General features: G+C 59.6%; 5 protein-coding genes. 2 read left to right on the top strand and 3 right to left on the bottom strand.

The window, feature by feature from the left end:
• Nucleotides 1-78: 78 nt before the first annotated feature.
• Nucleotides 79-771: a GntR family transcriptional regulator gene (locus K8374_RS00665; RefSeq protein WP_224457570.1), complete on the bottom strand. Its 693-nt coding sequence runs from the start codon at nt 769-771 to the stop codon at nt 79-81.
• 222 nt (nt 772-993) lie between these two features.
• Here K8374_RS00665 and lapG point away from each other — a divergent pair, with 222 nt between their 5' ends.
• Both lapG and lapD read left to right on the top strand, forming a co-directional pair.
• Entirely contained in the window at nt 994-1,755 is a 762-nt protein-coding gene (gene lapG, locus K8374_RS00670; protein WP_224457571.1) for a cysteine protease LapG, read from the top strand.
• A gap of 10 nt (nt 1,756-1,765) precedes the next feature.
• Entirely contained in the window at nt 1,766-3,712 is a 1,947-nt protein-coding gene (gene lapD / locus K8374_RS00675; RefSeq protein ID WP_224457572.1) for a cyclic di-GMP receptor LapD, read from the top strand.
• A 54-nt stretch (nt 3,713-3,766) separates the two neighbouring features.
• Here the strand turns inward: lapD and K8374_RS00680 are convergent, their stop codons facing one another.
• Nucleotides 3,767-4,108, bottom strand: a complete 342-nt coding sequence (locus K8374_RS00680) for a tryptophan synthase subunit beta (RefSeq protein ID WP_224459238.1) — start codon at nt 4,106-4,108, stop codon at nt 3,767-3,769.
• Nucleotides 4,109-4,265: 157 nt separating this feature from the next.
• On the bottom strand, nt 4,266-14,159 hold the full coding sequence (locus tag K8374_RS00685) for a retention module-containing protein (protein ID WP_224457573.1): 9,894 nt from the start codon (nt 14,157-14,159) through the stop codon (nt 4,266-4,268).
• Between the last annotated feature and the right edge of the window lie 171 nt (nt 14,160-14,330).

Raw genomic sequence — 14,330 nt, forward strand, 5'->3', positions numbered from 1 at the left:
CTCGCGCGCGCGCATTGGGGTAGCGGGCAAGCGTATTGTCACGAGAGGTAGGGAGGTTCTGGAGCTGCGCAGTCGACCTCAGTGGGCCGACTGGCTGTTCAGGTACTTGCGGATGGTGCGAGAGGCATTGTTCAGGTGCTCTTCCAGCACCCTGATGGCTTCATCTACCGATTTGTCGCTGGCGGCGTCCACCAAGGCGATATGATCGTCTTGGGTAAGCTTGCCCAGGCCCATCGAGGAGAGGTGGAAGCGCAAAAAGCGTTCCTCTTCGTTGAGCTCGATCTCGATCATGCGCAGCAGCTTCTGATTGGGCGCCTTGCTGTAGAGGGTCATGTGCAACAGGCGGTTGAGGCGCCCGATCTCGGCATGACGGGTCTCATTCTCCAACTGCTGGATATAGCCGCGCGCCTGGGCGATATCATCGGCATCGAGCAGTGGGATCGACTGGCGTAGCGCTTCGGACTCGAGCAGGACACGCAGCGCATAGGTGTCGACGGCATCCTCACCGATCAGAGGGGCGACCACGGCTCCCTTGTGCATGACGACCTGCAGCAGCGATTGCGCCTCCAACTGGCGTAGGGCTTCACGCACCGGCATGCGACTTACGCCGAACAACGTGGCGATTTCCTGCTGGCGCAAGGCGGTGCCAGGCGGCAGGCGACCATCGACGATCGCGCTACGCAGGCGCTCTTCGATGACGCTACGGGCCTGGTGCGGTGGTACCTGCACACTACCTAGAACGGTTTTCAGAAGTCGAGTTTTTTCGGCCACGCGGTGGATGCCTCGATGCCTATTGGAAATTGGATCCAATTACAGTAGTGAGTTGAGGGGGCAATTGTCAAACTGTCGCGACGATGTGCGCACTGGCCAAGGGGGTTAGGCCGAGGCAGGAAAGAGGCTATCGTGAATGAACTCCCAGGGTGAGGAAAGCAGTACTTTTCTCTCTGGAATATGGAAGAAATCTGGTTCTGGATAACATACCATGATTGTAATGTGCCATTGTCTTTTCCTTCCACAGGCAGCACCATCACGGCTTTTCCAGGGGCTGAACGGGTCTGCACAGTGACAACACCCCCTATGCTGATAGTAGCTTGGCGGCGCATTGGCCTTGCCGCGCTGTTCGGCTGCCTGCTGTCGGGTGTTTTGCAGGCGGACTGGGATTTTTCCCAGATCAGCCGCCGTGCGCAATCGCTCTATGGCCAGTTGGGGGCGGGGCAAGGTCGTATCGATGCCTGGCAGAACCTGTTGGCCACCCAGAAGCAGGGCAGCGAGCTGGATCGCCTGCAGGCGGTCAACCGCTTCTTCAACCAACAGCTGCGCTATGTCGAGGATATCGACCTGTGGCACGACGTCGACTACTGGGCGACGCCGATCCAGTCGCTGATCAAAGGCGCCGGTGATTGCGAAGACTACGCGATCGCCAAGTACTTCAGCCTCAGGCGCATGGGCATACCCAGCGAAAAACTGCGCATTACCTACGTCAAGGCCCTGCGCCAGAACAGGGCGCACATGGTCCTGACCTATTATTCAAGCCCACAGGCCCAGCCGTTGGTGCTCGACAGCCTGATGGATGCCATCAAGCCGGCCAGCCAGCGTACCGACCTGTTGCCGGTATATGCCTTCAATGGTGAAGGCTTGTGGCTGACTGGGGCCGCAGGCAACAAGAAGGTCGGCGATACCAAGCGCTTGTCCCGTTGGCAGGATTTGCTGAAGAAAATGCAGGCCGAAGGGTTCCCTGCCGAACCGGTCTACTGAAGGAGCACAGATGTCACTGTTCAAACAATTGCTGCTTGCCATTTGCCTGTTCCTGGTGGTCGCCTTCAGCGGCAGCTTCATGGTCAGCCTCGAAAGCTCGCGCAGCCAGTACGTCAACCAGTTGCGTTCCCATGCCCAGGACGCGGCCACTGCACTGGCCCTGTCGCTGACCCCCAATATCGACGACCCGGCAATGGTCGAGCTGATGGTCAGCTCGATCTTCGACAGCGGTTACTACTCGAGCATCAAAGTCGTCGACCTGGGCTCCAATGCCGTATTGGTAGAGCGTCATGCCGAACCAGACAGCAATGGCGTACCCGCCTGGTTCATTCGCCTGATCGGCCTGGAGCCGGCCGGTGGCGATGCCATTGTCAGCCGTGGGTGGCAGCAGGCGGCGCGGGTCGAAGTGGTCAGTCACCCGATGTTCGCCTTGGCCAAGCTTTGGCAGAGCGCTCTGGGCAGTCTCGGCTGGCTGCTGCTGTGTGGCGCGGCGAGCGCTGTACTGGGCGCTCTGTTGCTGCGGCGCCAGTTGCGTCCGCTGGACTATATGGTTGCCCAGTCCCACGCTATTGCCCGGCGCGAGTTCCTCAGCCTGCCGGAGCTGCCACGCACGCCAGAACTGCGCCGGGTGGTGCAGGCCATGAACCAGATGGTCGAGAAGCTCAAGGCATTGTTCAACGAACAGGCCGAGCGTAGCGAGAGGCTGCGCTCGGAGTCTTACCAGGACAGCCTGACGGGTCTGGCCAACCGTCGTTATTTCGAGATGCAGCTCAACGCCCGTGTCAGCAACCTGGAGGACGCGCGTGCAGGCTACCTGCTGCTATTGCGGGTGCAGGACCTGGCGGGCCTGAATGCTCGCCTGGGCGGCCAGCGTACCGATCAGTTGTTGCAAGCGGTGGGTGAGCAGTTACGGCGAACCTGTGCCCACTACCCCGAAACCAATAACCTGATCACCCGCAGCCGTGGCGGCGAGTTCGCTGTGCTGGCGCCGGGCATGGTCCATGAGGAGGCCATACAGCTGGCCCAGGCTCTGGAGGCCACCCTGCAAAGCCTGCACCAGACTGGCGCCAGCGATGTCGACCCGGTGGCCTGCATAGGCCTTGCGCCTTATAGCCCAGGGGATGCGCCACATGCACTGTTGAAGCTGGCCGACGAAGCCCTGGCCCGTGCCGAGAGCCAGCCTGAGCCTGGCTGGGTATGCCTGGAGCAAGGGGTCGCGGCGCAGGCCGCCGATAGCCATCATGCCTGGCATGAACGGTTGGACCAGGCGCTGGCCAAGGGGCAATTCGAATTGTTCTTCCAGCCGGTGGTCGACAGCCGTAGGCCGGAGCGGGTGCTGCACTACAAGGTCATTTCTCGCCTGCACGATGCTTCGGCCGAGGCAGTGGCGGCAGGGCGCTTCCTGCCCTGGCTGGAGCGCTTCGGCTGGATGCCACGGCTGGATGTGCTGGTGCTGGAGAAAGTGCTGGCGCACCTGAGAACCCATGGCGATGCCTTGGCGGTGAACCTGTCTGCGGCGACCTTGGCCGATGCCGGTGCGCTACAGCGGATCCACGCATTGCTGAGCCAGTATGCCGGGTTTGGCTCGCGTCTTACGCTGGAGATCGGCGAGGAACAATTGCCTGAGCAGCAGGCGCTCGAACAACTGACGCGCCGTCTGCATGCCCTGGGGTTCGGCCTGGCACTGCAACGCTTTGGCGGCCGCTTCAGCATGATTGGCAACCTGGCCCATTTGGGCCTGGCCTATCTGAAGATCGATGGCAGCTACATCCGCAACATCGACCAGGAGCAGCACAAGCGCTTGTTCATCGAAGCTGTGCAGCGGGCGGCGCACAGCATCGACCTGCCGCTGATTGCCGAGCGTGTCGAGACAGAAGGCGAGTTGCAGGTGTTGCGCGAGATGGGAATTCAAGGGGTCCAGGGGCAACTGGTCGGCGAACCTGCGCCCTGGAATTGAATACAAATGGCATCGGCTGGCCGGTGTTCGCCGGACAGCCCAACGTGCTGAAGTTCAGATCAACCCACCTTCCTCGTCTTCCTCGATCAGGTTGGTCAAGCTGCCCAATGCCTTGCGCGCCGAAGAGCGATTGAGCAGCTTGGCCTGGGCGCCAGCGGGCAGGTCGGTGATGCTGATAACGCCCTTGGTGGTCAACACTTCGATCAGGTCTTCCAATACGCGGATCATGTCCAGGTCGCTCTGCTTGAGCTGACGCAGGCTGTTTTCCACCACATCGTCGGCGAACCATTCCTGGATTTCGGCATGGTCGGCCGGGAGTATTTCGGTGTACTCGGCGTAGGGCGCGGCTTCTACTCGCTGCAGCTGGCCCGCGGCGTCGCGTTGCACGTAGAACATGGCGTCGACCCTCGTCACATTGATTCCATCTTGGTAGGCAGCAGCATAGGCAAAGTTCACCCGGTGTGCCGTCGGCGCACGAGTATGCGCCGTCAGGCATTGGCCCGGGAAGCCCAGGCCTCGCTGGCGGCCACGAGGGCCGCCGCATCGGGTGGGCTCAGCTGTTGGAATTGTCGATCTTGATGGTCGGGTCGCCACCGCTGATCAACGAGTTGATCGTGGTGTTCGACCAGTTGACGCCCTCGAGCTTGATGGTCACGTCGGCGTTGGCCAGGCCGCCGGCCTCGTTGAGCTTGCCTTGGCTGCTGATCTGCAGGGTCGAATCGCCGCCGACCGTGGTGATCTTCAGGTAGTCATCGATGGTGCTGGCCTTCTCGCCCTGCAACAGGTCGCGCAGGTCGAGGCGATCGCCCTGGTCCCTGTTGAAGTCCTTGATGACGTCGTGGCCGGTGTCGCCGGCCTTCCACATGAAGATATCGGCACCGCCGCCGCCGACCAGTACATCGTTGCCTTGCCCGCCGATCAGCGTGTCATTTCCGGTACCTCCCAGCAGGATGTCATTGCCTTTGCCACCGTCCAGGAAGTCATTGCCACCCTGGCCGAAGAGGATGTCGTTGCCGTCGCCGCCAAGCAGGGTGTCGCTGCCATCGTTGCTGCCCGAGATGTCGAACTCGCTGACATGCTCGGTGATGTATTGGTGCAGCACACGGCCGTCGACCTGGTCGGCAGTGGTGCCCAGCTTGCCGGCCACATAGGCCTGCATGGCCTCGACGCCGTTACCCGGGATCGCATCGAAGCTGATCAGGTCGCCGAAGATGATGTCGTGACCATCGCCGCCGTTGACCGTGTCATTGCCTGGCGCGGCCGCTTCGGTGTGGCCCAGGATGGCTTCGGCCAGCTTGCTCGGGTCGATGTTGGTTTGCGGCTTGCCGTCGCTGTCGTAGGGCTTCAGGTCGTTGGCATTGACGCCTTTGTTCAGGCCGATGGCTTCGACAGTGGATACCTCTGACAGCTTCTCGAAGCCTTGCTGGGAATTCTGATCTACGGTTGATTGCCAGCGGCCCGCGGTGACTTCGGCAAGCTCGTAGGTTCCGTCGCCTTGGGCATGCAATTGTCCTGTGGCATTGGAGTCGGTCCACCACCTGCCATCGCTTTTGTATTCAACGGTCAGGTACCCGTTCTTGTCGATGCTGTAACGGGTATTGCTGCCAAGCATTTCCCGGTCCACGACGGTGCCAATCTTGTAGCCGTCCAGCACCTCATCCAATTTGTAGCCTGAATAACCGAAGGTTGGATTGGGGCGCTCACCACTTTGATAGTAGTTGGGCTTGCCATCGGTGATGAAGAATGTCTGGCGACTGCCGGTGCTGCCTGCTGCCATCAACTCATGGAACCAGTTTGCGGTGGTCTTGAACGCATCTTCGTAGTTGGTGTTGCCGGTAGCGCGCAGCTTGTCCAGCGCGGTATTGAGGTCCGCCAGGGCATTTTTGTTGGCGAGGTTCACCGAAATGGTCGTGTTGACCTGAGTGGAGAAGTCCACCAGCAGGACATTCACGGTGCCGGACTGCGCGCCCTTGACGCTGTTGGCCAGCGTCTCGAAAACCGATTTCAGCGAATTGCGTGCTGTGGTCACGCCAGATGAGCCCATGCTGCCGGAGGTATCGACGATGAACGCCAGGTTGTAGTCCTGGCCCGGTACTACATGCAGGCCATTGACGTCGGCAACCACGATGTCATTCCCGGTGGTGCCGGTAACGCTGTCGTTGTCCACCGTGAGGTTGCTGGTGTTGTAGATATCCGGATACACCGTGACCTTGATCGAGCCTTCGCTGACGGCCTTGCTGCCGCCGACGCTTTCGGTGGACGTCGAGGTGACCTTCACATCGAACTGGCCCTGGTAATACGCAGGTGGCTTGATGGTCAGACCGTTGAGGTTCCAGCCCGTCACGTCGACCTCGGTCTTGCCCACGGTCACGCTGTGGCCGGCGCCGTCGCTGAGCACAGAGCCTTGCGGGATGCCGCCCAGCTTGACGTTCAGCGACTCGGAGCCATCGGTATCGGTCAGCTGGGTGGAAATCCCTACCAGCTTGACCGTGCCGTTCTCGGCGCTTTCGTTGAGCTTGAAGCCATCGTAGTAACCCCTGCCACCATCGCCATGCAGCTCGGAGACGCTGACGCCTGCATTCACCAGAGCATCCACGTTCGGGAACATCGGGACGGCGCCGCTGTTGAGGTCTGTCACCGGCCCGGTGCCGACTCGGATGTTGACGTCGTAACTACCGGGACCTGCCTGGTTGGCATGAAGCATTTCCAGTGTGTAGTAGCCGCTCTTGGGCGGAGTGAAACTGCCCGAGACCTTGCCACCCGCACCCCAGGTAGCCTCCACCACATTGGTGCCGCCGATATTGATGACCATGCTGTCATCGGCTGTGCCGCTGAAGGTATAGGTCTGGCCGGCCTCCAGGTAGATCAGGCCGGAAACCTTGGTGCCGGTGCCAGGCGTCACGTCGCTCACGGACTGCACATTGCTGGTCGTTTCTGACTTGCTGGCCTGGCCGGAGTTGGCGAACACATCCTGCAACGCCTTGCCGGTGATGCCATTGCCGCCGGTACCCAGGCCTTTTAGGCTGTTCCAGGTTTCTTTGGTCAGGCCGATGGAGTCGATGGTGTTGCTGCCGATCTCCAGGGTCGGTTTGTCGGCTACGGGGGTGATGTCCACCTTCAGGGTGACTTCGCCACCGATATTGGTGCCATCGTTCGGTTTGTACTTGATGTGGGCGTAGTCGGCCTGCTGGTTGCCGACACCCGTGCCACCGTAGCCATCGACACCCGACTCGTTGGCCTTCGGCACGAATTTGAGGTGGCCAGCATCGATGTCCTGCTGGCTGATGGTCTGGTTGACCTTGACGTCGACCCAATTGCTGCCATCGAAGAACTTCAGGCTTCCCTGGCCCGGCAGCTGGCTGATGGTTACACCCAGCTCGGTATTGCCATCGGCATCGGAGACATTGAAGTCGCTCCAACCGAAGGTATAGCCGAGGTCTTCCACACCGGTGACGGCGCCGCCAGTGGACACCGGCACATGGTCATTGTCGATGATGGTGGTGGTGACGCTGGCATTGTTCGCATCGACTTGCAGGTTTTCGAAACCGCCGCCGCTGACCTTGTCGATCTTCACCACGAAGTGCTCGGCACCTTCGGCGAAGCGGTCATCGATGGTCCGGATGTCGAAGCTGGTCCCGGTGCTGTTGACCGGGACCTTCACCGTGACGACACCTTGGAAGTCCACGCCGTCGGTGGCGGTACCGCTGTAGGACAGGGTAACCGTGACTTCGCTCTTGGCTGGGTTGCTCAGGGTCAGATTGTAATGAGCGGTATCGCCTTCGATAACCGACCTGTCGCCGCTGATACCAATCGTGGTCAGGTCGCCCTGGCCGCTTGGCTCATCGGTCACGGTAGTGGTCAGCGTGGTGCCGTCGAGGCTCAATTTCTCGAAGTTGGCGCCGCCCTCGACCGATACGAGTTTGTTCACCAGGCTCGCTTGCCCGCCGACGTAGGGGTCGTCCTTGGTGGTGATGGTCAGGGACCCGCTGGCGCTACCGGCCGGGATGGTGATCTTGGTGCCATCGGTCAGAGTGAAGACCAGGCCACCGTGGCCGTTGACCGGTAGTTTCTGGCCATTGCTCAGGGTGACGGTATAGGTAATCTCGCCGCCCTCGGTGACGCTGGTCTTATCGACGGTGAGGGTTGCAACGACTTCGCTTTCGGTATCGGTAATCTTGACCGTGGCGTCATCGCCCAGTTGCAGATTCTCGAACTGCTTACCGGCAACGGTCGCATCGGTCACGCCCAGCGAAACTTCATCTGCGTCCTTGAATACGTCATCGCCCTGAGCCGGCAACGAATAATCGACTTCCGTTTTACCCGCTTGAATGACGACCTGCTGGTTGTTGCTCAGCGTGACGGTGACATCGTGCTCGAGCTTTTCGCTGATCCGAATGGTGAAGGTCGGCTGCTGGTCCTCGGTCACATCACCCTTGCTGACGATAGTGACTTCAAACTTATCGCCTTCGTTGCCGGTATTGGTGCCCGAACCTGGCTCATCGGTGATGTCAGTCGAGACGGATTGATCGTCGAGGGTCAGCTTCTCGAACTTGTCGCCACCTTCTACCGATTCAAGCTTGTTGGTAATGGTCGGCTGCCCACCGGTGAACACGTCATCCGGTGCTTTGACGGTAATAGAGCCGCTGGCGCTGCCGGCGGGGACAGAAACCTTGGTGCCGTCGGTCAGAGTGAAGACCAGGCCACCATGGCCGTTGACCGGCAGTTTCTGGCCATTGCTCAGGGTGACGGTATAGGTAATCTCGCCGCCTTCGGTGACGCTGGTCTTATCGACGGTGAGGGTTGCAACGACTTCGCTTTCGGTATCGGTAATTTTGACCGTGGCGTCATCGCCCAGTTGCAGATTCTCGAATTGCTTGCCGGCGACGGTCGCATCGGTCACGCCCAGCGAAACTTTACCTGCGTCTTTGAATACATCATCACCTTGGGCCGGCAACGAATAATCGACCTCCGTTTTACCCGCTTGAATGACGACCTGCTGGTTGTTGCTCAGCGTGACCGTTACATCGTGCTCGAGCTTTTCGCTGATCCGGATGGTGAAGGTCGGCTGCTGATCTTCGGTGACGTCACCCTTGCTGACGATGGTGACTTCGAACTTGTCGCCCTCGTTGCCGGTGCCAGTACCTGTGCCCGAACCTGGTTCATCGGTGATTTCCGTCGAAACAGAATTCTCACCCAAAGTCAGTTTCTCGAACTTCTCACTGCCCTCTACCGATTCAAGCTTGTTGGTGATGGTCGGCTGGCCACCGGTGAATACGTCGTCCGGCGCTTTGACGGTGATAGAGCCGCTGGCGCTGCCGGCGGGGATAGAAACCTTGGTGCCATCGGTCAGAGTGAAGACCAGGCCACCGTGGCCGTTGACCGGTAGTTTCTGGCCATTGCTCAGCGTGACGGTGTAAGTAATTTCACCGCCTTCGGCGACAGTAGATTTATCCACAGACAGCGTGGCTTTCACTTCGCTGATCGTGTCGGTGATGTTGACGGTGGCCTTGTCGCCCAGTTGCAGGTTTTCGAACTGCTTACCGGCAACGGTCGCATCGGTCACGCCCAGCGAAACTTCATCTGCGTCCTTGAATACGTCATCGCCCTGGGCCGGCAACGAATAATCGACTTCGGTTTTGCCGGCTTGGATAACAACCTGTTGGTTGTTGCTAAGCGTGACGGTGACATCGTGCTCGAGTTTTTCGCTGATCCGAATGGTGAAGGTCGGCTGCTGGTCCTCGGTCACATCACCCTTGCTGACGATAGTGACTTCAAACTTATCGCCTTCGTTGCCGGTATTGGTGCCCGAACCTGGCTCATCGGTGATTTCCGTCGAAACAGAATTCTCACCCAAAGTCAGTTTCTCGAACTTCTCACCGCCCTCTACCGACTCAAGCTTGTTGGTAATGGTCGGCTGGCCGCCGGTGAATACGTCATCCGGCGCTTTAACAGTAATGGAGCCGCTGGCGCTGCCGGCGGGGATAGAAACCTTGGTGCCGTCCGACAGGGTGAATTGAAGACCGTTATGGCCTGTCACCGGCAATTTCTGGCCGTTGCTCAGCGTGACGGTATAGGTAATCTCGCCGCCCTCGGTGACGCTGGTCTTATCGACGGTGAGGGTTGCAACGACTTCGCTTTCGGTGTCGGTAATTTTGACCGTGGCGTCATCGCCCAGTTGCAGATTCTCGAATTGCTTGCCGGCGACGGTCGCATCGGTCACGCCCAGCGAAACTTCATCTGCGTCTTTGAATACATCATCACCTTGGGCCGGCAGCAAGTAATCGACTTCGGTTTTGCCGGCTTGGATAACAACCTGTTGATTGTTGCTCAGCGTGACGGTGACATCATGCTCAAGCTTTTCGCTGATCCGGATGGTGAAGGACGGCTGCTGGTCTTCGGTGACATCCCCTTTGCTGACGATGGTGACTTCGAATTTGTCGCCTTCGTTGCCGGTGCCAGTACCCGTGCCCGAGCCTGGCTCATCGGTGATTTTCGTCGAAACGGCTTGATCGTCGAGGGTCAGTTTCTCGAACTTCTCACCGCCCTCTACCGACTCAAGCTTGTTGGTGATGGTCGGCTGGCCGCCGGTGAATACGTCGTCCGGTGCTTTGACAGTAATAGAGCCGCTGGCGCTGCCGGCGGGAATAGAAACCTTGGTGCCGTCCGACAGGGTGAATTGAAGACCGTTATGGCCTGTCACCGGCAATTTCTGGCCGTTGCTCAGCGTGACGGTATAGGTAATCTCGCCGCCCTCGGTGACGCTGGTCTTATCGACGGTGAGGGTTGCAACGACTTCGCTTTCGGTGTCGGTAATTTTGACCGTGGCGTCATCGCCCAGTTGCAGATTCTCGAATTGCTTGCCGGCGACGGTCGCATCGGTCACGCCCAGCGAAACTTCATCTGCGTCTTTGAATACATCATCACCTTGGGCCGGCAGCAAGTAATCGACTTCGGTTTTGCCGGCTTGGATAACAACCTGTTGATTGTTGCTCAGCGTGACGGTGACATCATGCTCAAGCTTTTCGCTGATCCGGATGGTGAAGGACGGCTGCTGGTCTTCGGTGACATCCCCTTTGCTGACGATGGTGACTTCGAATTTGTCGCCTTCGTTGCCGGTGCCAGTACCCGTGCCCGAGCCTGGCTCATCGGTGATTTTCGTCGAAACGGCTTGATCGTCGAGGGTCAGTTTCTCGAACTTCTCACCGCCCTCTACCGACTCAAGCTTGTTGGTGATGGTCGGCTGGCCGCCGGTGAATACGTCGTCCGGTGCTTTGACAGTAATAGAGCCGCTGGCGCTGCCGGCGGGAATAGAAACCTTGGTGCCGTCCGACAGGGTGAATTGAAGACCGTTATGGCCTGTCACCGGCAATTTCTGGCCGTTGCTCAGCGTGACGGTATAGGTAATCTCGCCGCCCTCGGTGACGCTGGTCTTATCGACGGTGAGGGTTGCAACGACTTCGCTTTCGGTGTCGGTAATTTTGACCGTGGCGTCATCGCCCAGTTGCAGATTCTCGAATTGCTTGCCGGCGACGGTCGCATCGGTCACGCCCAGCGAAACTTCATCTGCGTCTTTGAATACATCATCGCCCTGAGCCGGCAACGAATAATCGACTTCCGTTTTACCCGCTTGAATGACGACCTGCTGGTTGTTGCTCAGCGTGACGGTGACATCGTGCTCGAGCTTTTCACTGATCCGGATGGTGAAGGTCGGCAGCTGATCTTCGGTGACATCACCTTTGCTGACGATGGTGACTTCGAACTTGTCGCCTTCGTTGCCGGTATTGGTGCCCGAACCTGGTTCATCGGTGATTTCCGTCGAAACAGAATTCTCACCCAAAGTCAGTTTCTCGAACTTCTCACCGCCCTCTACCGACTCAAGCTTGTTGGTAATGGTCGGTTGGCCGCCGGTGAATACATCGTCCGGCGCTTTGACGGTGATAGAGCCGCTGGCGCTGCCGGCGGGGATAGAAACCTTGGTGCCGTCGGTCAGAGTGAAGACCAGGCCACCATGGCCGTTGACCGGCAGTTTCTGGCCATTGCTCAGGGTCACGGTATAGGTAATCTCACCACCTTCCGTAACGCTCGATTTATCCACAGACAACGTGGCCGTCACTTCGCTGACTGTATCGGTGATCGTAACGCTCGCTTCGCCACCCAGTTGCAGGTCTTCGAACTGCTTGCCATCAACGCTGGCATCGGTAACGCCCAATGTTACCTTGCCCGGATCGGTGAATACGTCGTCGCCCTGGGCGTCGAGCTTGTACTCGATCTCGGTCTCGCCAGCCTTGATGACCACTTTGTCCCCATTGCTCAACGTGACGGTCAGGTCGTGATCCAGCTTCTGGCTGACCTTGACAGTGAAGGCCGGCTGTTGGGCCTCGGTTACATCGCCGTTGCCAGTGATGCTGACCGTCACCGTGTCGATACTGTCCTTGATCTGGGTCTCGGCAGGTGTAGTGTTGGTCGTCAGCTTCTCGAAGTTGCCACCGCTCGCGCCTGTAATGGTCGTGCTGACAGTGCTGCCATTGACGAAGACATCATTGGCCGGGGTCTGGAAGTCTACGGTACCGGTGGTCTCGCCAGCCTTGATGGTGATGGTCTGGCCATTGGACAGGGTCACGGTGACTGGCGTTTGCGCTGGGTTGCTCAGGGTGGCGGTGTAGGTAATCACGCCCCCTTCGGTGATACCTGGCGTCGCGGTCAGGATGACGCTGGTGGTGTCGATCGAGTCGGTGATGACGGTTTCGGCAGGTGCCGGGTTCGGCGTCAGCTGCTCGAAGTTGCCGCCGGTGGCGCCGGTAATGGTGGTGCTGACGGTGCTGCCGTTGTTGTAGACGTCATTGGCCGGTGTCTGGAAGTTCACGGTGCCGGTGGTTTCGCCGGCCTTGATGGTGATGGTCTGGCCATTGGACAAGGTCACGGTGACCGGTGTCTGTGCCGGGTTGCTCAGGGTGGCGGTGTAGGTGATCACGCCCCCTTCGGTAATGCCTGGCGTCGCGGTCAGGGTGACGCTGGTAGTGTCGACCGAATCGGTGATGACGGTTTCGGCAGGCGCCGGGTTCGGCGTCAGCTGCTCGAAGTTGCCACCGCTCGCGCCTGTAATGGTGGTGCTGACGGTGCTGCCATTGTTGTAGACGTCATTGGCCGGGGTCTGGAAGTCCACGGTACCGGTGGTTTCGCCAGCCTTGATGGTGATGGTCTGGCCATTGGACAAGGTCACGGTGACCGGTGTCTGCGCCGGGTTGCTCAGGGTGGCGGTGTAGGTGATCACGCCCCCTTCGGTAATGCCTGGCGTCGCGGTCAGGGTGACACTGGTGATGTCGACCGAGTCGGTGATGACGGTTTCGGCAGGTGCCGGGTTCGGTGTCAGCTGCTCGAAGTTGCCGCCGGTGGCGCCGGTAATGGTGGTGCTGACGGTGCTGCCATTGTTGTAGACGTCATTGGCCGGGGTCTGGAAGTCCACGGTACCGGTGGTTTCGCCAGCCTTGATGGTGATGGTCTGGCCATTGGACAGGGTCACGGTGACCGGTGTCTGCGCCGGGTTGCTCAGGGTCACGGTATAAGTGATCACACCGCCTTCGCTCACGCTCGGCGTTGCGGTCAGCGTGGCGGTGGTGTTGTCGATGGTGTCGGTGACTTCGGTCACCGCCGGGCGCGTGTCGGGGGTGACGACCAAGCCATTGCCACCGCTGGTGCCGGTGATGGAGGCGGAGATTTCGCCGCCGTCGACATACACCGTGTCATTGGGCGCGATGGTGACATTGACGCTGGCGCTGGTTTGGCCAGCCGGAATTACGATGACAGCGCCGTTGGACAGGGTCACGGTCAGGTTGGTCAGTGGCGGCTGGCCCACAGTAGCGGTGTAGACGATTACGCCACCTGCTTCGGTGATCGAAGGGGTGGCGGTCAGGGTCAGCCCAGTGGCGACGGGGATGATGTTGTTGGTCGTCGTGCCGTTGGGGTCGAGCCCGCCGATTTCCTCGTTGGCTTGCGCGATGGCAAAGCCCAGCGGATCGGTCGGGAAGCCGATGGTCGGGTCCACGGCACCCGCAGTCTCCTCGAGCATCACGAAGCTATGGCCGCCCCCCAGGGCGCCGTTGCCACCCGCCGAGGCCGGGCCGGCTGCCGGCGCTTCCAGTTCGGTGGTCGGGTCGAGGCCTGCGGCAATGGCCTGTTGCAGTTCTTCCACGGAGGGGGCCGCCTGGGCGGTCGCCTGGCTCAGGTCGGCAGTGCTGTCGGGCGTGTCGGCGCTCCATTGGGTGTCGCGGCCCAAATCGAGCAGGCGGCCATCAGCCAACTCCAGGGTGACAGCACCGCCCGGGCCGGTCAGCACCTGCTCGCCGGCGAACAGGCGGTCGCCTTCGACCAGTACACGGCGGACACCTTCAGGGGATTCTGCGATGACTTGGCCAACAATGCTTTTGACGATAGCAACAACACTGCTCATTGGACTCTCCGGGTTTCCCGTTCAGGTGGCTTCCATGCCCAGCCGATGTACGTGTGCGGCCTTCCGATGGAATAGTTCAAAAAAGTTTTGACGCATTAATTCGTCAAATTTACGTCTATAATTTCTGGCTATTAACTTTATGCCAAACTATTGACCTTCTGGTTGCCATCC

The organism is Pseudomonas sp. p1(2021b) (genome assembly GCF_020151015.1).
Lineage (GTDB): Bacteria > Pseudomonadota > Gammaproteobacteria > Pseudomonadales > Pseudomonadaceae > Aquipseudomonas > Aquipseudomonas putida_K.

Excerpts from the sequence above, each read along its gene's own strand:
- lapD (WP_224457572.1), top strand. The coding sequence starts at position 1,766 with ATGTCACTGTTCAAACAATTGCTGCTTGCCATTTGCCTGTTCCTGGTG.
- K8374_RS00680 (WP_224459238.1), bottom strand. The coding sequence starts at position 4,108 with ATGTTCTACGTGCAACGCGACGCCGCGGGCCAGCTGCAGCGAGTAGAA.
- K8374_RS00685 (WP_224457573.1), bottom strand. The coding sequence starts at position 14,159 with ATGAGCAGTGTTGTTGCTATCGTCAAAAGCATTGTTGGCCAAGTCATC.